This is a genomic window from Planctomycetota bacterium (assembly GCA_035574235.1).
Classification (GTDB): Bacteria; Planctomycetota; MHYJ01; order MHYJ01; family JACPRB01; genus DATLZA01.
Genome location: DATLZA010000060.1, coordinates 1 through 20,089, shown reverse-complemented (window position 1 = coordinate 20,089; position 20,089 = coordinate 1). Strand labels below are relative to the sequence as shown.

General features: G+C 66.0%; 17 protein-coding genes. 9 read left to right on the top strand and 8 right to left on the bottom strand.

Annotation, left to right across the window (positions count from 1 at the left end; translation table 11 throughout):
- The first annotated feature begins 42 nt into the window (after positions 1 to 42).
- On the top strand, positions 43 to 2,289 hold the full coding sequence (locus tag VNO22_04700) for a hypothetical protein (protein ID HXG60648.1): 2,247 nt from the start codon (positions 43 to 45) through the stop codon (positions 2,287 to 2,289).
- On the opposite strand, the gene VNO22_04695 is transcribed toward VNO22_04700, so the two are convergent.
- Positions 2,210 to 5,077, bottom strand: a complete 2,868-nt coding sequence (locus VNO22_04695; protein HXG60647.1) for a PQQ-dependent sugar dehydrogenase — start codon at positions 5,075 to 5,077, stop codon at positions 2,210 to 2,212. The genes VNO22_04700 and VNO22_04695 overlap by 80 nt on opposite strands.
- Before the next feature lie 49 nt (positions 5,078 to 5,126).
- Positions 5,127 to 7,103, bottom strand: a complete 1,977-nt coding sequence (locus VNO22_04690; protein ID HXG60646.1) for an MBL fold metallo-hydrolase — start codon at positions 7,101 to 7,103, stop codon at positions 5,127 to 5,129.
- A 104-nt stretch (positions 7,104 to 7,207) separates the two neighbouring features.
- Between VNO22_04690 and proC the strand changes: the two genes are divergently transcribed.
- A complete protein-coding gene (gene proC / locus VNO22_04685) occupies positions 7,208 to 8,023 on the top strand; it encodes a pyrroline-5-carboxylate reductase (protein ID HXG60645.1) in 816 nt (271 codons plus the stop codon).
- On the opposite strand, the gene VNO22_04680 is transcribed toward proC, so the two are convergent.
- Positions 8,024 to 8,419 carry a hypothetical protein gene (locus VNO22_04680; GenBank protein ID HXG60644.1) on the bottom strand — a complete coding sequence of 132 codons (396 nt, stop codon included), beginning with the start codon at positions 8,417 to 8,419 and terminating at the stop codon, positions 8,024 to 8,026.
- Between the two features lie 277 nt (positions 8,420 to 8,696).
- Between VNO22_04680 and VNO22_04675 the strand changes: the two genes are divergently transcribed.
- The 3 genes from VNO22_04675 to VNO22_04665 all read left to right on the top strand — a co-directional run bounded on the left by VNO22_04675 (position 8,697) and on the right by VNO22_04665 (position 11,984).
- Positions 8,697 to 10,349 (top strand): hypothetical protein, encoded by a 1,653-nt coding sequence (locus VNO22_04675; protein HXG60643.1) that lies wholly within the window; start codon positions 8,697 to 8,699, stop codon positions 10,347 to 10,349.
- 203 nt (positions 10,350 to 10,552) lie between these two features.
- Positions 10,553 to 11,170 (top strand): hypothetical protein, encoded by a 618-nt coding sequence (locus VNO22_04670; GenBank protein HXG60642.1) that lies wholly within the window; start codon positions 10,553 to 10,555, stop codon positions 11,168 to 11,170.
- Between the two features lie 4 nt (positions 11,171 to 11,174).
- The gene (locus VNO22_04665; GenBank protein HXG60641.1) at positions 11,175 to 11,984 is read left to right on the top strand and encodes a CPBP family glutamic-type intramembrane protease; all 810 of its coding nucleotides are present in this window, start codon (positions 11,175 to 11,177) and stop codon (positions 11,982 to 11,984) included.
- A gap of 171 nt (positions 11,985 to 12,155) precedes the next feature.
- Here VNO22_04665 and VNO22_04660 read toward each other — a convergent pair whose 3' ends face one another.
- On the bottom strand, positions 12,156 to 12,401 hold the full coding sequence (locus VNO22_04660; GenBank protein HXG60640.1) for a transcriptional regulator: 246 nt from the start codon (positions 12,399 to 12,401) through the stop codon (positions 12,156 to 12,158).
- Between the two features lie 65 nt (positions 12,402 to 12,466).
- Here VNO22_04660 and VNO22_04655 point away from each other — a divergent pair, with 65 nt between their 5' ends.
- Positions 12,467 to 12,985 (top strand): hypothetical protein, encoded by a 519-nt coding sequence (locus VNO22_04655; GenBank protein HXG60639.1) that lies wholly within the window; start codon positions 12,467 to 12,469, stop codon positions 12,983 to 12,985.
- Between the two features lie 807 nt (positions 12,986 to 13,792).
- On the opposite strand, the gene VNO22_04650 is transcribed toward VNO22_04655, so the two are convergent.
- Positions 13,793 to 14,419 carry an ImmA/IrrE family metallo-endopeptidase gene (locus VNO22_04650; GenBank protein HXG60638.1) on the bottom strand — a complete coding sequence of 209 codons (627 nt, stop codon included), beginning with the start codon at positions 14,417 to 14,419 and terminating at the stop codon, positions 13,793 to 13,795.
- A 29-nt stretch (positions 14,420 to 14,448) separates the two neighbouring features.
- Entirely contained in the window at positions 14,449 to 14,823 is a 375-nt protein-coding gene (locus VNO22_04645) for a helix-turn-helix transcriptional regulator (GenBank protein HXG60637.1), read from the bottom strand.
- 196 nt (positions 14,824 to 15,019) lie between these two features.
- Here VNO22_04645 and VNO22_04640 point away from each other — a divergent pair, with 196 nt between their 5' ends.
- Positions 15,020 to 15,277, top strand: coding sequence for a hypothetical protein (locus VNO22_04640; GenBank protein ID HXG60636.1), 258 nt, complete (start codon positions 15,020 to 15,022; stop codon positions 15,275 to 15,277).
- Between the two features lie 361 nt (positions 15,278 to 15,638).
- On the top strand, positions 15,639 to 17,114 hold the full coding sequence (locus VNO22_04635; GenBank protein ID HXG60635.1) for a ThiF family adenylyltransferase: 1,476 nt from the start codon (positions 15,639 to 15,641) through the stop codon (positions 17,112 to 17,114).
- An 844-nt stretch (positions 17,115 to 17,958) separates the two neighbouring features.
- On the opposite strand, the gene VNO22_04630 is transcribed toward VNO22_04635, so the two are convergent.
- The gene (locus VNO22_04630) at positions 17,959 to 18,822 is read right to left on the bottom strand and encodes an IS3 family transposase (protein ID HXG60634.1); all 864 of its coding nucleotides are present in this window, start codon (positions 18,820 to 18,822) and stop codon (positions 17,959 to 17,961) included.
- Between the two features lie 29 nt (positions 18,823 to 18,851).
- A complete protein-coding gene (locus VNO22_04625; GenBank protein HXG60633.1) occupies positions 18,852 to 19,121 on the bottom strand; it encodes a transposase in 270 nt (89 codons plus the stop codon).
- Between VNO22_04625 and VNO22_04620 the strand changes: the two genes are divergently transcribed.
- Positions 19,026 to 19,967, top strand: coding sequence for a phospholipid carrier-dependent glycosyltransferase (locus VNO22_04620; GenBank protein ID HXG60632.1), 942 nt, complete (start codon positions 19,026 to 19,028; stop codon positions 19,965 to 19,967). The genes VNO22_04625 and VNO22_04620 overlap by 96 nt on opposite strands.
- Positions 19,968 to 20,089: the final 122 nt, after the last annotated feature.

The window sequence follows — 20,089 nt, the reverse complement described above, 5'->3', positions numbered from 1 at the left end:
GTGGTCCGCGGCCCGCCGGAACGTACAATCCTCGGGCCGGCCGTGAAGGACAAAAGCCTCGGGGCGTGCCTGGCGCTTTCGCTCGCGCTCACGATTCTCGTGGGCCGGGATGTCCTTTTCGCCGGAAAGACGTTCGTTCCCACGGAATTCCTGACCGCGCGCGAACCCTGGGGCCCGCCGGGCGCGACGGACGCGCATCTCCGAAACCGGCTTCATCAGGACATTGTCGAGTTCAACGCCGTCCACGCCGTGGCGGCGGCGCGGGCGCTTCAGGAAGAAGGGCGCCTTCTCCTCTGGAACAGCGACCTTCTCTGCGGTGTCCCCATCCTGGGGGATCCGCAGGTGGGGACGTTCCATCCGCTCCGGATCCTCTCCTACGCGGCGCTGCCTCCGTTTCTGGCGCTCGACCTCTTCATCCTGCTTCACTTTTTCGCTTCGGGTCCCGCGATGTTCGCGTGGGGGCGCACGCTCGGGGCGTCGGGGGCGGCGAGCCTCCTGGGGGCGGCGGTCTGGATGCTGTGCGGCCAGCAGATGGTGTGGTTCAAGTACGGCGCCGGTCCTGTGGCGGCGTCTCTTCTTCCTCTCCTGGCGGCGTCGCTCCACCGGGGCTTCGAGCGGCGCGCGCCGGGGTGGGTCTTCGCCGCGGGGGCGCTCTGGGCGGCGCTTTTCCTCGGAAGCCACCCGCAGCTCTCCTTCCTGGCGCTTGTCTGGGCGGCGCTCTATGCGATGGCCCGTCTCCCTCAGGTGGGCGTCCGGTGGACGCTCCGCGCGGCGGCGCTTTTCGGGGGGGCGGGCCTGGGGTTCGGAGCGATTCAGCTTCTGCCCTTCCTCGAGAGCCTGGCCGCCTCCCAGAAGACGGCGTACGGCGACGCGTCCGCTTTTCCGCGTCCGTGGCGGACGCCCGGACTGCTTCTGACGCTCCTCTGGCCGCGGGCGTTCGGAAGTCCCCTGGACCGTGCGGATGTGATCCATCCGTGGTTCGGCCTCAGTTTCTTCGAGTTCCAGGGATACATGGGGCTGGCGCCGCTGGTGCTGGCCTTTCACGCGGGCCGACGGGGGCGCTTCGCGGCGGCGGTGGCCCTGGGGACGCTGGCGGCGGCGACGCTTTTCCCCGCCTGGTGGGCTCTCAAGACGCTCATTCCGGGCCTCGAGTTTCTCCGTCCCCATCGTCTTTTTCTTTTCGCCTTCGCGGCGGCGACGCTGGCGGCGCTCGGAGCGGATCGGGCGCTGGCGGGCGGAATCGACCGCCGATGGGGAAGGCTCGTCGTTGCGGGCGCCGCGGGGACGGCGCTCGTGGGGCTGGTCGGCCTGGCGCGCGGAGCGACCTGGATTTCGCTGAGCAACTCCGCCTATCGGGCGCTGGCGGTCGCGGCCGTGGCCTCGGCGGCCGCGTTCGCCGCGGCGCGGCTCGCGCTCCGGCCGGCCTGGAAAGCCGCGGCGCTTCTCGCGGCGATTCTGGCGGATCTTCTCCCGGGCTTCCTGGCCTACAACCCGGCGTTCGAGGGATTGCCGCCGGAGCCGCCGGCGCTCGCGCGTCTTCCCCGGGAGGAGCGATCCATCGTGACGCTGGAGAGCGCCTACCTTCGCCGCGGGTTCCGCAACTATCTCGCCTTGTACGGACGCCCGACGCCCGAAGGGTTTCAAAGCCTCGTTCCCCGGACCTACGCGGAGCTGGCGGAGGCGCTCGGAGGACGCACGGGCGAGGCTTCGGTGGAATTCGATCTGGACGCCCCGAGGGCGCTTCGGCTTCTCGGAGTCCGCGCGGCGCTCACGCCGGGGGGCGAAGTGGCGCTGGATGCCCTGCCGCGGGCGTGGCTCGTGGGGCGCGTCGAAGCGAGGCCCGATCCGGCCGACCGTCTCCGGCGCCTGGCCGATCCGTCGTTCGATCCGGGCCGGGTCGTCCTTCTCGAGGCGCCCCTGGAGGGATTCGAAGAGGGCGAACCCGAAGGATCGGTCGAGCGCGCCGGGCGCCTGGAGTTTCGCGTTCGATGCCTCCGACCGGCGGTCCTTGTGGTGAGCGAGAACCACCACCGCGGATGGGTTTGCCGGGCGAACGGCCGGGAGGTTCCGATCCGCCGCGCCGATCATTCGCTCATGGCGGTCGCGCTTCCGGAGGGAGAGCATGTCGTGAAGTTCTCGTTCGAGCCCGCCGCGGTCGGCGCGGGGGCGGCGTCGGCGCTGGCGGCGGCGATCTTCGGGCTGGCGTCGCTTATCGCAGCGATTCGAGGAAGGAGAGCAGGTCCGCGGCCTCCTGCGCCGTCAGGTGCTGGAGGAGCCCTTCGGGCATGAGGGACTTCGCCTGAGGGGCCACGGCCTCGATTTCGCCGGTCGCCAGGCGGATTTCCTTTTCCACGTCGCGCAGGATGAGCTCGCGCTCGTCGCGCCGCACGACAATCCCGCTGAGGACGTCCCCCCGGCGGGTGCGGAGCGTGACGCCGGCGTACTTCGGGTCCACGGAGCGGGAGGGATCGAGAATCGCCTCGAGGATCCGGGCGCGTCCCAGGCGCGAGCCCACTCCCGAGAGGTCCGGGCCGAGCGTTTCGGGTCCGGGTCCGACGCGGTGGCAGCGGGAGCACTGAAGCGACGGGTTGGCGAAGAGCGAGCGTCCCCGCGCGGGGTCGCCCGAAAGGCCGAGGATCCGCTCGGGGCGAACCGAGGGGCCCAGCCGCTCGCGGCGCCGTTCCGGCGGCTCGAACCGTTCGTAGAGGTCGCGCACGGGGCCGGGCGCGAGCTCCAGCGCCCGGCGGACGGCCTCCCCGCGGACGCCTTCCGGGAGTTCCGAAAGCGTCACGAGCAGGTCGAGCGCTCCGCTCGGGGTCGCCAGAAGGCGCGGGAGGGAGTCCGTCTCGCCGGCCCGGGCCCGTTCCAGCGCCCGGCGCTCTTCGGCGCGGGCGGACTGGGCCGGGGGAGAAACGGGACCGGGCGGCAGCGACGCGATCCACCGGCTCAGGAGCTCGACGCCCGCGGGGTCCACGACCTCGGAGCCCAGGTGAGGCATCCGTCCGTGGCCGAGCTTGGAGACGCGGTAGAGGAGGACGGAGCGGGCGGGATCGCCGCCGGCGACGATGTAGGGATCCGGCAGGTCGAAGGCGCCGAGGACCGGGCGTTCGCCGACGATGCGGCAGTCCTCCAGAGGGATGTCGTGCCGCAGGTCGATGCGCGCCGAGCCGCCGCCGCCGAAGCGATGGCAGGGAGAGCAGTTGACGGCCAGGTAGGAGCGCGCGCGGCTGTCGAGGGGGGCGGCCGGGTCGGCCGGATCGGCCAGGGCTTTGAAGCGGGGAAGCGGCGTTGGCAGGAATCCCCACCGCCGGAAGACCTCGAGCTGGGAGGGTCCGTTTCCGGCCCACGGGAGATCGAGCTGCGCGGGGGTGAAGGAGAGCGCGTAGCCGGGCCAGGGGTTATGGCAGGTGAGGCACGCCGCGCGGGCGGGGACGCGCCAGCGCCGTCCGCCTCCGAGGTCGATTTCCGCGCCCTGGGCCGGGGCCAGCGTCGCGTCCGACTGGGCTTCGTTCCACACGTAGCTGTAGGCGTTCCAGGATTGTCCGTCGAAGTGGAGGATCTGCGTCTCGAGGTTCCGGCCGTCGAGGGCGAGGGTTTTGGCCAGGACGCTGTCGCGGGGCCAGACGCTCTCGCGCGGCCAGGCCTGGTTTTTGTCCACGTGGCGGATGGGGTCGCGGCCGGGGATCGCGATGAAGCGGCGGGCGGCGGCGCCGTCGGCCCAGCGGGGGACGCGGACGGTGTAGGGGACGACGCCGGGGGCGGGCTTCTGGTCCGGCACCGAGGCGAAGAGGCCCGTGGCGCTCAGAAGGCGGGGGAACTCGGCGTTGCGGGCGGAGGCGTCGCGGGGCTCGAGGCGGTAGATGCCCCCGCCTTCGTAGTCGAGCAGGAGGAGTTCGCCGTCGGCCTCTTCGGCGAAGGCGACGATGCGCGCGCCGGTGCGGGCGACTTCGCGGCGTTCGCCGAGGGCGTTTCCGCGGACGGGGTTGGCCCAGACGCGGCGCGTCTCCCAGTCGCCGTAGAAGTACCAGCCGCGGAAGTCGGCCAGGCGCCGCCCGCGGTAGACGAATCCGCCCGTGATGGAGGCGGCCTCGGGGTGGGGCAGGGCGTCGGCCGGGGGGAGGATGGGGGTGGGGCCGCGGGGGGCCGAAGGCAGGCACGGCGAAGGGCCTTCCATGACGGCCCAGCCGTAGTTGCCGCCCCGTTCGGCGCAGATGACGAGTTCCCAGCGTTCCCAGCCCACGTCGCCCACCCAGAGGTGGCCGGTGGAGCGGTCGAAGCTCATGCGCCACGGATTGCGCAGCCCGTAGCACCAGATCTCCGGGCGGGCGCCCGGGACGTTCACAAAGGGGTTGTCCGGCGGAATCGCGTAGGGGCGGCCGCCCTCGGAGCGGCGGACGTCGATGCGGAGGATCGAGGAGAGGAGGTCGCTCACGTTCTGGCCGGTCCGGAGCCGGTCCGGAGGCGACGGATCGGTCGCGTCGCCCGTCGAGATGTAGAGGTACCCGTCGTTTCCGAACTGGAGGTCGCAGCCGTTGTGACCGCCGGCGAGCCAGGTGATGAGGACTTCTTCGCCGGCGGGGTCGAGGCGCGGCGGGTCGGTGTCGGTGACGCGGAAGCGGGAGACGCGCGAGCCTTCGGGGAGAGGGCGGCGGTCCTTCGAGGCCAGGACGTACATGACGTAGCACCGGCGGTTGCGCGCGAAGTCGGGATCGAACGCGAGCGCATAGCTGGAGGCGACCCCTTTGCAGCCCTCCACGCGTTCCAGGCCGCGGATCTCGGCGCGCAGGTCGATGAGGAGGTCGCGTTTCTCGCACGCCGGATCGTTTCGAAAGGTCCAGAGTTTGCCCTCTTCCTCGACGAGGACGTAGCGGGAGTGGTCGGGGAAGGGCACGAGGTGGACGGGCCGGCGGAAGGAGAGGTGGGGGAAGACGCGCACCGCCTGAAGGGGCGGAGGCGGCTCGGGAGATCCCGTGAGGCGCGAGGAAGTCCACGGGATCCGCTCGGGGACGGCGGGCGGCTCCTGGGCCCCGAGCGGAAGGGCCAGGAGGGCGGCGGTCAGGAAAACCGTTCGCGACACGGCGGGGCCCATGATAGATCGGCCCTCCGGCGGGGTCCAGGATCGTGCGTCAGGGGCGGATCTCGACGATGACATCGAACCATGGGCCGTACCGGCGGCCGTCGAGGGTCACGTCGAAGGCCACGAGGCGGACGCCGGGGGAGGCCTCGGGAGAGGCGTGCACGCGGAGGGGGAAGGGGCGGCGCGATTCGGCCGCAAGTTCCCCTTCGAGGACGCGGGGTTCCGTGAAAAGTTCCGGCGGTGCGTGAGGAACGATGCGGTGCCGCTGCGGGCGGGTTCGGAAGTTGCGCACATGAAGCGCGATTTCGGCGGATCCTCCGGGGCGGAGCCGCACCCGGTAGGGTTCCGCCCGGACCCAAAACGGGTCGTAGGCGTACCGGTAGTCGTCGCCGGCGAGCGTTTCGCGGAAGGCGTCGCGCAGGGCGTAGGCCCATCGGCGATATCGTTCGATGAGGGCGGTGGGGCGATCCATGACGTAGGAGTGCCCTCCCACGAGGAGATCCGGCTTCACGCGGCGGAGGTATTCGGCGCCGAGAATGTAGCCTTCTTCGAGGACCGAGCTGTTGCGGGCGACGACCGCTTCGTGTCCGGTGTGGTCGGGGTTGTCCGGATCGCCGAAGATGTTGTCTCCCGTGAAGACCACGGTTTTCCCGTCGATGACGCCCCGGAGCGCGAGGGCGAACTCGGTCTGGCCGGGCATCCAGTCGATCGTGAACCGGAAGCCCTCCCACTCGAAGCTTTCGCCGTCGCGGAAGAGTCGGTCGAAAGAGACGCGTTCGATCGGCTGTCCGTCGAGTTTGTGCCCATAGGCCTGGATGGGCGCGGCGTAGTCGAAGTGTTCGGGGCGCTCGCAGACGGGGCCCATTCGGTCCAGGGCCCAAATCCGGGCGCCGTATTTCTTGCGGAGATAGGGCGCCTGGAGGAAGTGATCGCCGTGCATGTGGGAAACGATGACGGCGTCGATCGCCTTCAGGCCGAGCGTCCCGCGCATCCCCTCGAGCGTGCGGTCGAGGAGAGCTTCGTCGAGAAGGCCGCAGTCGGAAAGGAGGGCGCGGCCCTGGTCGGAGAGGATGACGTTGAAGTTGGGAAAGAAGTTGGGTCCTCGGAGTTTGTAGAGATGGGGAAGCGTCCGCCAGAGGTGGGGGACGGCCGCGGGGCGGGAGACGCGATCCTGGTGGACGGCGGAAAACGTGTGGACGTCGTAGCCGCGGACGAGGAGTCGCTCGAGGCGCCGCAGCTTCTTCTGGAACTCCACGAGCTGGGAGGCGGGCTCGGGGACGGGGGGCCCGTGGGAGGGCAGGAGCCACGCGGGCTGGAATCCCTCCAGGAGCGCGGCCGATCCCGCCAGGGCGTGGAGGCCGGCGGCGAAGCCGTAGTCCCATTCGGAGTCGAACCAGGTGTGCAGGCGGGCGCCCTCGAGCATGACGTCGCCGGAGAAGGCCAGCCAGCGGCCGTTTTCGCGGAGGAGGTACGACAGAGCGCCGGGGCTGTTGCCGCGGGTTTCCAGGCACCAGAATTCGCGGCCGCGCCAGGAGAAGGTATCCATGCGCCGCAGGCCGCGGTCGAGGGGGATGGGCTCGACCGGGGGGCGGACGTAGCTGGAGCCGTGGACGGTGTACCGGTCGCCGAGGCGCACGTTCATGCGGCGGAACGTGGCGGGCTGTTCGAAGAGCTCGCGTTCGGCTTCGGGGCCCGCGAGGCGTGCGCCCCGACCGCGCAGGCGGGGGGCGCCCTGGACCTGTTCGCGATGGTGGTGGGTGAAAAGGACCCATTCCACGTTTCGGACGCCGATCTCGCCGAGGCGGTCGAGAACGCTTCCGTCTCCGAGATCGATGAGGAGGGCGTTTTCGCCGTCCCGAAGGATCCAGACGTTGCAGGTGTCGGTCCAAAGGAAGAGATTGGGGAGGAGGACGGGATCGGGCTGGTGAAAGCCGGGGGGCGCGGCGGGCGCCGGCGCGGGCGAAGGGGAGGGGCACCCGGCCAGGAGGACGGCGACGGCTCCGGCGGCCAGCGGCTTCGCGTTCATGGGGGGCTGATTATTATACTGCGGGTCCGGCGCGGCGTTCTCCGGCCTTCCCGGGGCGGGGGGGTTGTGCTACGATTTGGCGCTCGCCAATACCGGAGGGCAGGATGCTCGGCAGGAAGAAGATCGCGGTGCTCGGGATGGGGAAGCTGGGGGAGACGCTCGTCAAGGCTCTGCTCGAGGCGAAGGTCGTGTCGCCGTCGCAGGTCGTGGCGACGGCCAAGCATCGGGAGACGTGCGAGCGAAAGGGGAAGCTCCACGGGATCCGGATGACCACGGACAACGCGGCGGCGGCGCGCGAGGCAGACGTGATCATCCTTTCGGTGAAGCCGCAGGCGATGAAGGAGGTGCTGGGGGCGATCCGCAAGGCGGTGGGGCGCCGGCAGGTGGTGATTTCGACCGCGGCGAGCGTGACGACGGCCTTCATCGAGCGGGGGCTGGGCGACGGGGTGCCGGTGATCCGGACGATGCCGAACACGCCGTGTCTGGTGCGGGCGGGGATGACGGGGATCTGCGCGGGGCGGCACGCGAAGCGGGAGCATCTGGCGCTGGCGGAGGAGATTTTTTCGGCCCTCGGGCGGGTGCTGGTGCTGGACGAGAAGTACATGGACGCGGTGACGGGGCTTTCGGCGAGCGGTCCGGCGTTCATGTACGTGGCGCTGGAGTCGCTGGCGGAGGGCGGCGTGGCGGCAGGGCTGCCGCGGGAGATCGCCACGGAGCTGGCGGCGCAGACCATGCTGGGGGCGGCGCGAATGGTGCTGGAGACCCGGGAGCATCCGGCCAAGCTCAAGGACGTGGTGACGACGCCGGCGGGCTGCACGATCGACGGGCTGCTGGAGCTCGAGGCGGGGGGCCTGCGGGTGACGCTGATCAAGACGGTGGTGCGGGCGGCCCGGCGGGCCGGGGAACTCGTCAACGGCTGATCAGGCCGCGAAGATCTTCAGCCACGCCTCGCGGGCGGCCTGGGCGCGTTCGGCGTCGCCGGCCCTTTCATAGCAGTCGCGGGCGAAGAGGAACTTGCCGGCCTGGAAGGCGCGGTCGCCGGCGGCTTTCCATTCCTCGGGGCTGACCAGATCCGGGACCAGGCGGGTGACGCCGTGGAGGAGGAAGGCGTCGCCCTTTTCGACGGCGAGCCGTTTGACGCGGGCAAGCCGTTCGGGATCGCGGGAGCGCTCGTAGAACATCATGGCCTGGGGAAACTTGCCGGCTTCGAAGAAAAGGTCGCCGTAGCGGTTGGCCTCTTCGGGGGTGAGGTCGGGTTTCGCGGTCAGCTCGCGGACTTTTTCCTCGGAGGGAAGCTCCCGGACGGCGTCGGCCATGGGGGGCATTATACGGGGGCCCGATGGTTTGTCCACGATGTCGCGCGAAGATGCGGTGCGAGCGTCACCGGCCGCACAAGCAGGAGAAGTGGCGGTGTCCGGCCTGCGGGCGCGTGCGGTTCCGGCGCCAGCGCCGACGGTATCCTGCGCCCTGACGTTCCGCGGTTTCCCTGTCAGGAATCGGCGATCTCCGAATATCGTCCTAGAGAAGTCTTCAGGAGGGTTCATCGATCGCGATCGCCGGCGGATTCGGGCGGCGATGAGGAGACGGGATCGCATGAGGCAGGTCGGAATCGGATGTTTGGTTTTCGGGGCGGCGGTCGCCTTTGCGGCCCCGCAGGCCGGTCAGGAGGTCCGCCGGAAGGGGCGCTTCGAGGGATATACGGAGCGGGCGAGCCGCGGCCCCAAGATGAAGCCGGTCGCCGCCACCTATCTGGGCGGCCCCTCCGATGAAGAATTCTTCGCCGTCCGGGTTCTTGGGGACGGCACGATCGTCGCCTTCGGGAACGCGTGGGGTCCTTCGTTTCCGGTTCCGGCCGTCGTGTGGGGGCGGGGAGAACACAGGGGATTGAAGGCTTTCGGGACGGATTCCCGGGGCCGCCCGTTCCTGCGTCCCGAGAATCCCGACATCGCCGGCATGGTGGCGCTCTACGCCCCGGATGCCTCGCACCTGCGGAAGGTGTTTCGATTCGACTGGGGGGTGGCGAGTTTGAGCGCGGCGACGGTGAGTTCCGACGGCCGCGCCTTTCTTCTGGCCGGGCGGGCGACGGCCGCCTTCCGCGCCGTTCCGCCGACCGTTCGGACGGTCCCCCCGGCGTCCGAGCCGCCCGGAAAGAACGCGTCACGGACGACGGGGCCTTATGAGTACGAAGGGGTGTCCTGTCCGGGGGACGTTTTCATCTGCCGGATGTCCCTTGAAGGGAAGGCCGAGTGGGCCTGGGTTTTCGAGGGAGCGGGGCGTCCGCCGGAAGAAATCTGGACGGATCGCGAGGGCTTCGTGTACGCGGACGTGCGGGGGTTGATTCAGGTGGCTCCCGGCGGATCCTCCTGGAAGCGTCTTTCCGAAATGGCCGGCGGAGGGCAGGCCCGTTGGTTGGCGGTGGATCCGGATGACGGATCGGCCTATTTCGGGGGCGACCGGAACACGCACACCGGCAAGGAGCCCTGGAGGCAGCCGTATCTTTACAAGTTCGATCGGGAAGGACGCAGGGTGTGGAAGCTCTGGGAATGGGCGCCCCGGAGTCTCCGGGACGGTGTGACCCCAGGATTGCAGGGTCTTGTGGCGGACTCGTCGGTTCGGGCGCTCGACCGGGGACCGGACGGGGATCTTTATGTCGGCGGGTGGTCCGACGGCGGGAACAGCGTTTTTGCGCGTCAGCCGACGGACGCGGCGCGCGGCGTGCCGCCGGCCCCGTGGAGCATGGACGGCTCCGGAATGAAGGGCGCCAATTCGCTGGCGCACATCGTCCGCATCGACGGTTCGTCGCTCGAGGCGAAGTCGCACGTTCTTTGGGTCGCCTATTTTCCGGCTGATTTCAGCGACGCCCGCAAGGCGGGGTCTCCGAACGGGGCCCGGATCCGGCAGATCCAGGTTTGTCCGGACGGGGCGGTGGCGGTGGCGGGTTCGGCGGCTTCGGTCCTGGTGCAGACGCCGGGGGCCTTCTACCGTTATCCCGGCGGCGGGCGGGGGTACGGCGGGGAATGCGTCGTCGTTTATGACGCCGGGTTCGAGAATCTCCTTTTCTCGAGTTACCTGCCCGGATACGAGAATGCGCGCCTCTGGCCGACGGGGCGGGGGATCGTCGTCGTGGGCCGCACGAAGGGGCGCGACGATGAGCCGGAGGCCACTCCCACGCCGGTGCTCAATGCGATTCAGAAGGAGCCCGGGGGAGGGCGCGACGCCCATCTTCTTCTTCTTGAGAAGCCGTAAGGGAGGGGGGAATCGGCCGGCAGGGTGGGACGCCGTGGACGGGAGCCTCCGTCCCCCCGTGCCTCGGGGCGCGGAGCGCCATCGCCCCCGAAGAGCTCCCGATCTCCTGGGCAAGCGCCCCGGGTTCGCTTCGCTCGTCCGGGGGTGGGGACGTGCGACGATTTTCCGACCCGTTGGGGTTCCGTCGGGATAGAATTCCGGTCATGAACTGTCCGGAATGCGGTTCGGCGGTCGCCGAGGGTGAGAACTTCTGCGCCCGGTGCGGCCACAGGGTCGGAACGTCGCCGGAGGAGCTCGAGGAGGCCGCCGTTCGGGCGCAGGCTCTTCGAGAAGGGGGCCGACAGCTTGAAGCGGCGCGGAAGGGGCGCCGCTATATTCTGGCGGTGGCCATCCTGACGCTGGTGAGCGGCGTCGTCATCTACATGGTCCAGAAGTCTCAGGTGGAGGCCCAGATCCGCAATGCCGAGGCCGCCATGGCGGGGATCGATCCCGAAGAGCGCGACCGGGTGATGAAAGAGCGCATCGGCATGACGTGGGCGGAGGCCGTGGAATACGACCGGCGCATGGTTGTGGCGAATCTGGTCGTGAACCTCGTGTTGACGGCCGTCTACTTCGGCCTCTGGATATGGGCCCGGCGGAACGCTTTCGCGGCCGCGCTGAGCGCGCTTCTGATTTTCCTGACCGTGGTGGTCGTGAGCGCGATCGTGGAGCCCAAGACCCTCTACCAAGGAATCCTCATCAAGATCATCGTCGTCGGGGGTCTGCTGACGGCCGTCTCGGCCGGGTATCGCGCGCGCCGGATTTCCGGCGAGCTTGCCTGAGTCGATGGACGCGTCGGATCCCGAACCCGGCCCGCCGCCGGTTGCTTGCGCCGCCTGTGCGCATCCGCTGAAGCCCGGAGGGCTGTTCTGCGCCCACTGCGGGCATCGCACGGGGGATCCGCCGCCCCGGGTCGAGGACACGCTCCTCGAGCGCCTGCGGAGAGCGGAGGTCGAGTGGCGGGAGATCCGGACCGTTATCGTTTTCTACGCGGTTCTCCTGGGCGTGCAGGCCGTGACGGCTCTGGTGGCGCGGTTGGGGGGGACGGAGGGAAGGGCGCTTCTGGCGGGCGACGTCCTCATGGGGGCGGCCACGGCCGCCGCGGCGCGCCGCCACCGAAGGGCGCTGGAAGGGCTCTTCAGCGCTCCGGGATTCGGCCTGCGGGGATACTTGGCGCTCGTGCCGGTCGGAGCGGTGGTCTTCGCCTTCGTCTGCGGCTTCGTTTCCGGGATGCAGGCGCTGTTCGGATTGCCGGCGGCGGACAGGATGCTGTCGCTCCAGGAGGAGGGCTTCGTCTGGGTCTTTCTTTTGATCTGTGTCGTTCCTCCTGTCCTCGAGGAGGTGGCCTTCCGCGGTGTGGTCTATGGGGTGCTGGAGAGGTATGTGGGGAAGGGGGAGGCGCTGGTCCTCTCGTCGGTGGGCTTCGCGATTCTGCACCTCTCGGTGCTTTCGCTTTTCACGCACGTGCCGCTCGGGCTGTACTTCGGATGGCTGCGGCAGCGGTCGGGGAGCCTCTATCCGCCGATGTTCGCCCATTTCGTGCACAACGGCCTCGCGGTGGCGAACGTGTACTTGGGATTTTTCCCCTCTCCGTGACGGGGGCGTCCTTGGGGCGGGGTTCGGGGACGTGGGGCTTACCCTGCGTGGCCGCTTGAACCGGCCCGCGGGGGCCGCAGGGGCACCGTGAACCGTGATCTCAGCGAAGGATCTCCCGCGGCCTGTCGAACGCCTCCTCGGAGGGAGACCGCCGCGCTCCCATGATTTTCTTCAGCGGACGGATATGGCGGACGAGCGCCTGCCGCCCCCCGGGTTGATCTTGAACGTGGTGCGGAGCATGCGTCCGACGAAGTCCTTGACGACGGCGAGAGAGCCGTCATCCTCGAGCTTCCGGGCGTGGACGCTCAGGTCGCCCTGGGCGAACCCGAGAGCGTCTTTGAGCTCCAGGAATTCCGCCTTTCCGAGAGACCCCCGCGCGGAGAGGATCGCCGGCCGCGCTCCGCGCCGCCCGGCCATGACGCCGGGAACGAGATCCGAGCCATCTGCCGGAAGATCGTCCGGAAGCGCCCGGCGGGGTCGGGATGGTGGGCCTTCGGCTACTCCCGACGAAACAACCTCCCCTGTCGGAGGGCCGTCCCCTCCGGGACATCACGCCCTACTATAGCCGGTCGGTCGACCGGCGCAAGGAGTTCGTCGTCGGGCCCAAACCCGGTGTCCTCAAGGGGTTGGGCAGCATCGACAAGAAGGTCTGGAAGCAGTACCAGACCGTCCTCAAGCGCCAGAAGACCCCCCTGGAACGGGCCGAGTTCTACGCCCGGGAGATGAAGGAGCGCCGGATGCGTAGTTTCCGGGGCCTTTCTCTCCTCCTCGGGGAGCCGGTCAACCGGGTGGGGCGATACATCAAGCTCCTGGAGCTGCCTGAGCCGATCAAGGCTTTCCTTCGGCAGCACCACGAGCCGCAGTACCTCCGGTACTTCACGGAGCGCCAGCTCCAGGAACTCGTCCGCTTCGGCGACGGTCGTGCCGCTTGGCGGCGATTCCAGACGATGGTCAGCGAAGCCGAGAAGGACACTGGCATCTGGCGGAACAACGGTCAGTAGCTCAACGAGGGTCTGGCCCCGGCGCAGGTGCCGGGGCCGGGCCGCTCGCCCGTCTTGCCCGCAGGATGGACGAATGGCCCGAACGCCACCCTCCACCAAACCCATCCCCCAGCCCCGTTGCCGCACCCGATAATCCGGCTTGCCATCGTGACCTCGGACCACCCGCGAACGTGTTCGCGAGCCAAGGGTACGGTGGCGAAGGCTCCGGTGACGGAAGCGCGTGGTGCCCGCCGCGTCGGTCGTCGGCGCGGCGCGTTAGTGTTGGCGCTCCGTCAACACTGACGCGCCGCGCCCCGGCCGCTGGAGGCCGTAAAACGCGATAAACCGCCTGTTACGGCAATCCGTGCAGATTGACGAGACCGAGAAAGCTATTCCTGTCGTACTCTGGAGGGCCGTCTCGACCGGTCCGCGGAGCCCCTTTCCCTTGCAGTACCTGCGGTCGCGATGACCGCGCGCGGCGGACACGCGCGGCTGCCCTCGGGCGGCCAAAGCCCTGCCCGACTCCTTGTCGGGGTGGTAGGCTCCTCCTGGGCAAGCACCCCGGCCTTGCTCGGCGAACCCCTTCGGGGAGGGATGCCACTCGTGCCGGGTGGCATGCGGTTGGCGAAATCGGCACGGTGCCGCCCCGCGTCGCGGGGGCGCGGAGTTCCTCCGGGAGCCACGCTCTATCGACGGCACGAACCTCGCTCACCTCCGATTGTCCGACGCTGTCGCAAGCCACCTCCACCCGTCACGAGTTCCAAACGGCAAGTTCAGTGTTGACAGTCCCTTCTAAAGGAGGGGCGGGGGGCTGGTCCGATCTCCTTGCTACTTCCTCGCGCCTGGAATTTGGCGATCCAGCCCGTCTTTGACGAGGCGCTTGGAGATGACTTCGCGAGATACCTGGAACACATCGGCAAGACAGTCCTCGACAAAGTATTGGGTGACCTCTGCATCCTTCAGTAGAGCCCCGCCCTTTCGCTTCACAGTCGCCACGCACTTCTCGAATTCTGGGCCAAGAGCGGCCGATGGAACGAGTACCAAGCCACCAAAGGCGTAGGCTTGGTACTCCAGCCAGCCTCTATCTTCCTCCGGAATGTTCTTGTAGAACCGTTTCCATTCTGCCACGGTGCGGAATTTGGCGAGTTCGAAGATCTTCTGGTGCAGGATGATGTGGCCCAACTCATGCGCCAGCGTAAACCGATAGCGGGTGGGCCGGCTGGAGTAGACGAATTCGTCGACGCAGATGCACTTCAGATCCGAGGTCGTAAACCCGTCAATGTCGATCGATTTGAGCAGTCCCGGCATCGGAAAGATATCGAGCTTTAATTTGAGGTCGATGATCTCTTCAATGGGGATAGGGATGGAGCCTGAAGGGTGGTGCTGGCGCAGGAAGTTATTGGCTTCCCGCGCGATTGCGTTGTAGGACAGCACCGGTACGGGGAGTTTCCCCATACCCCTCCCTCTCTCCGCCAAATGGCGCGTTACGGATCCTGAAGCATCTTGACGAGCTTGTCAAGCTGCTTGGGCGTAGCCCGCTTCCCAGCCATGGTGCGGAATAGGACCGGAAGTCGCTTCACCAACTCCTCTTTCGCCATTACATGGTCCGGGATTCGGCCCTGTTCCACGAAGGCGAAATCGAAGAAGTCGCGCCATTGGGTGCTGCCCTTCTTCAGTTGAAGTGCCGCGGCATATTCCTCGAGCTTCTCGCGCGATTGCGGAGGCGGCAGTAGACCCCTTTCCAGCTTGCTCAGATTCCCCGGGTCCAGGCCGTGCTTCTCGCAAAATTCCCGCAGGGTGATGCCCAAGGCAATTCGGCATTCCTTGAAGAAGGCCCCAAACTTACCAGTTTTTGCCATAGGCTAGTCCTCTATCCCGATAACGTTGGGGAGAAGTGTTGTATTCAAGATACTACACTGAGCCGACAAAAAGGCAAGCGTTATTCGAAAAAATAGCGCCAATCGGCACTTCCGGGCGTTGTAGAAAAAATACAACGGCTCCTTGACAGGCCTCCAGGTGTTGTTGTAGAATTACAACAGTATGGAGGATTCGAATATGTCCAGTGCGAACGAGAAGGGGCAGGGGGTCGTGTTCGACTACACGGTGGACGGTGAGCCGCAGGAGACTTCATCCCACCAGTTGACGCCTCGCCAAATCGTCAAGAACGCCGGACTCGACCCTGAGCAGAGGTATCTCATCGAGATTCGGGGCAAAGATCAGACCTCCTACAAAGACAAGATGGACGAGCCCATTCAAATCCACGAGAAGCAGAAATTCATTACGGCCTTCATCGGTCCTGTACCGGTGTCCTAGTGGAAGGCCGGGAGCAGTTCGAGACAGAGCTCCGTCTCCTTGGGTACAAGCCCGAGGAAAGGCGCGATGCGCGTACTGTCTTTCGCTATATCGTGATGGCCGGCCGGTTTATCGGGACGGAGATCTTTCTCGGCTTCGTGGCGCCTCCCGAATTCCCAAGGATTCCGCCGAGCGGGCCACATCTTTCACCTTGCCTTTTTCCGCTTAACCCCAGCGCGGATTCCCACCCGGGTCGGGTGGCCGCAAGTGATTTTGGTTCCGATTGGCAGTATCTGAGCCGACCGTACACCAACTGGGGCAAAGACGGTCGGACTGTAAAGGCGTACCTTGCGTTTATCAATCACCTCTTTGCGACGATGTGATGAGGTATAGCACGGCGTTGACGGAAGCGGTGCACGAGGCCGCCATCGCCCATTTGGCGCGGTCAGACGGCCAGGAGGATCTCTGCTTCGGAATTTGGTACCCCAGCCGCGGTAAGCGGCGCATTACAGCTCTTCTTCATTCAGTCGTTCTTCCTGAGGAAGGTGATAGGTCCGTACATGGGAATGCCGAATTCCATCCGGGATTTTTCGAAAGGGCACTTTCCGCGGCGCTGAAGGCGGGTGGGGGTCTTGCGTTCATGCATAGTCATCCCTGGCAGGGTTGGCAAAATATGAGCCGCCCTGATGTGGAAGCCGAAAAGGGGATGGCACCGGCGGTTCTTTCGGCCACGGGACTCCCCCTGCTTGGGCTTACCCTCGGCGCGCTCGATGGTGCCTGGAGTGCGCGCTTCTGGAATCGCACCGGGCGGCGAACCTATATCCATAGTTGGTGTGAGAGCGTTCGGGTCATTGGCGACAGACTTGCTATCACACTCGCCGAACATCTGCTTCCAACGCCGAAGTTCGGGCAGCAGCTCGATAGGACAATTTCTGCTTGGGGCCCGGCAACCCAGGGAATCATTAGCCGCATCCGTGTAGGTATCGTGGGGTTGGGGAGTGTGGGAAGCATTATCGCTGAAACATTGGCACGCTCCGGAATTAGCAGGATCGAGTTGATCGACTTCGAGTCCATTGAGCGGTTCAACCTCGACCGCACGCTGCACGCATATCCGATGGACGCCGAGGCTCATCGCTCTAAAGTTTCGATTTCGGCGGAAGCGATCCGAAAGAGCGCAGTTATTGAAGAGTTCGAGGCGAATGAGCACGAACTGAGCGTTTGCGAGGACGATGGTTACAGGATCGCTCTCGACTGCGACGTTCTTTTCAGCTGTGTCGATCGGCCTTGGCCGCGAAGCGTCCTAAACTTCATCGCGTACGCGCATCTGATCCCAGTGGTAGATGGGGGGATTTATGTCTCCCGAAAACCGAGCGGGAGGATGCGCGGGGCGGATTGGAAGGCTCACATCGCCACAGTCGGCAGGCGCTGTTTAGAGTGTCTCGCGCAGTACGATGCAGGCCTGGTGCAGGCCGAACGCGAGGGACATTTTGAGGATCCGACGTACATCCAATCGCTTCCGAGCGACCATCCGGTGAAAAGCCGACAGAACGTCTTCGCCTTTAGCGTTGCAACCGCGTCTCTAGAGATTCTGCAGTTTCTATCGTTGGTCGTCGCCCCGAGCGGAATAGGAAATCCCGGTGGCCAGAATTATCACTTCGTTACTGGCCATGTTGATCTTGATCACGGCAGTTGTCGATCCGACTGTGCTCTTGGCCAACTGGTAGGTCTGGGCGAGGCCGGAGGGCATCCGGGGACGGTCATTTGCCATACGGCGGCGGAGAAGGCACGCCGCGGCCGAAATCAGCAGCATTCGCGCAACGGCAAACGTGCGAGGCGAAAGGAGAAGCCTATGGGCTGAGCTCCCTCGTCGTCGGCCAAGCGAATGGAATTCCAGCCGTAACGATTGAAAGGGTGATCTTATGGCGAAGGCATATGCTCGATGTGAGGCGTGTCGGTTGGTGTACGACGTAACAGCCACAGGTACGGTGAAGGGCCTCGGCGTCGTTGTGGCGATTCTTTTCGGTATCCGACTGTCCAATCCACTCGTGGCTCTGGGCTTGAGCGCAATTAGTCTCCTCTGGGGAAACGAGATTGAGCAATTCGTCAAAGCCCGTTGCCCGAACTGTAACGTTGCCCTTAAGTTAATTGGCGACACTTACGGATAGAAATCCGCGGAAGGTGATTACGATCATCCATATGAGGGGATGGGCAGTACTCCGCAGGGCCGTCTCAATCGGTTGGCGGAGCCCTTTCCTTGCTGTACCTGCCGTCGCGACGACCGGGCGCGGTGGACACGCGCGATCGCCTGACGGCGACCGAAGCCCCGCCCGATCTCCCTGATCGGTATGTTAAGCTGCTCCTGGGCAAGCTTCCCGGGCTTGCTCGGCGAACCCCTTCGGGGACGCACGCCACCCGTGCCGGGTGGAGTGAGGTGGTTCGAATCGGCACGGTGCCGCCCCGCGTAGCGGGGGCGCGGTCGTGCTTCGAGATCCGCGTTCGATCGAAGGCATGGACCTCGCTCAGCTCCGATAACCCGAAGTTGATAGGTGCCCTAAAGCATGCTAGATTCCTGGTAGGGAGACTCATTTTCCCGGGAACCTGCCGCAGGCCTTGGGCGCGCTTGTAGGGGCCAGGTGCTCCCCATTTTTAGGGCCAGCGGATATCTCAGTCTTCCGACCGGCTAAACGTAGTCCCGCTCCTTTTTAAACCAATAGTTTTTCCTCTTCGCGCGCCCTCACCCTAGGCGAGCGAAGCGAGCCCGGGGCGCGCGAAGAGGAAAACTCCTTCTCCCACTTCGCCCGGAACTCTTTCGGAGTCCGGTACCCCAGGCTCGAATGAGGACGTTCGCCATTGTACCCGCGCCGCCAACGGGCGATCACGACCTTCGCCTCTTCCAACGTCTCCAACACTTCCAAATTCAAACACTCTTGGCGCAGCTTGTCGTTGAAACTCTCCCCGAACGCGTTCTGCCACGGGCTCGCCGGATCGATGTAGTGGGTCTTCGTCCCCTGCTGGGCAAGCCACGACTGCACCGCCTCGGCGATGAACTCCGGGCCGTTGTCCGATCGAAGAAACTCCGGCGCCCCGTATCTTCGGAAGGCCTCCCGAAGGACCTCGATCACGACCGCCGCCGGCATCCTTCGCTCGACGCGGATCGCGATCGACTCGCGTGTGAACTCGTCCACCACGGTCAGGATCTTGAGCATCCTTCCGTCGGCAGTCTGGTCCTGCATGAAGTCGTACGTAAAGACGTGCCGCGGATAAAGGGCTTTCAGCGGCACCTGGCCGCCTCTGCGAACCCTTTTCCGCGACGGCCTTCTCGATAGCACCAAGCCCAGCTTCTTCCCGAGGCGATACACGCGCTTCTCGTTCACCTTCATCCCCGCGCGCCTCAACAGCGTCCACACACGTCGATAGCCGTACCGCTTGTGCTTCCGGGCGATCGCCCGGATCTTGCGCACGAGGTTCCGGTCTTCCTCTTCGTCGCACACGTAGTCATAAACCGATCGGGCGATCTCGGCCACGGCGCAGCTCTGCCGCTCGGAAAGCCCTTGCTCGATCAGCATCCGCACGGCCTCCCGCCTGTGCCGTGGCGTCACGAGTTTTTTCGGAGCACCTCCCGGATCGCGTCGATCTCCAGGTCCCGGTTGGCCAGGAGCTGCTTGAGCCGCGTGTTCTCCTTCTCCAGCTCCTTCAGCCGACGCGCTTCCGAGATCGTCAGGCCCTGGTATTTCCGCCGCCACCTGTAGTACGTGAACTCCGAGATCGCGTGCTTCCGGCAGATCTCCACGATCGGCATCTGCCCCGTCTCGGCTTCCTTCAGGATCCGGACGATCTGCTCCTCACTGAACCGCTTCTGCTTCATCGATCCTCCTCTGCCGGTCGGAGGATCTTAACACTGAGATTTCACGTGGCCCTAATTTTGGGGAGCAGGCCCCTGGGGCATGGACATCTTGTGACGACGGACGTCCCTCTGGCTGCAATGACGCTCCTGGCGATCGCAGGTTTCTGGAGGCTTTCCGAAACGCCATCGTTTAGCCGGGCGGCCGCGGCCGGAGCGGTGCTGGGAGGTGCGCTCGCCGTCAAGTATAGCGCCGTCCTTATTATTCCGGCCATGGCCTGGTTCTTGGTGATTCGTTGGGCTCAGGGCCGGAAGACGAAGCCGGGCGAATCACTGCCTCTTCATCTCCGAACCTGGGCTCGCTGGATGGGGTACTTGGCCACCGTCGCAGCGTGCGTGTTCTTGGTCATCTGGGCCTCGTACGGATTTCGCTACAAGGCTGCGGCGAGAGGCGACTTTGAGTTCTCATGGGATTCTAAAGGCACAGAAGGGTCGCTCGTCGGCGGGATTCTTAGCGCCGCGCGCAAGTACCGGGTTCTTCCGGAATCGTATCTGTACGGCTTTGGCTACATGTTCGAAAACGCGCAGGGTAGGGCTGCATATGCCCTTGGCCGGCATTCCTCTACGGGTTGGTGGTGGTACTTTCCGTTCGCCTATCTCGTAAAGACGCCCGTTTCGGCGGTTATGTTAACTGGGCTTGGCCTCTGGCATGCGATCCGTCCAACTCACTACAGTTTGCGCAAGCTGCACTTTCTTGTTATTCCGGTCATCGTCTACGGCGTTGTAGCGTGCGGCTCAAACATTAATATTGGTCTGCGTCACTTGTTGCCGATCATCCCGATCATGATGGTTCTAAGCAGAACTGATTAATTTCTTGCGCACCGAATCGTGATGATGAGGCTTGAGCATTTGTCTGAGGCCCTTACCCGTGCGCATGCGGGAGAGCAGCTTCGCCGCCTCATCCACAAAGTCGTCGGCCTTGCGGGTCAACA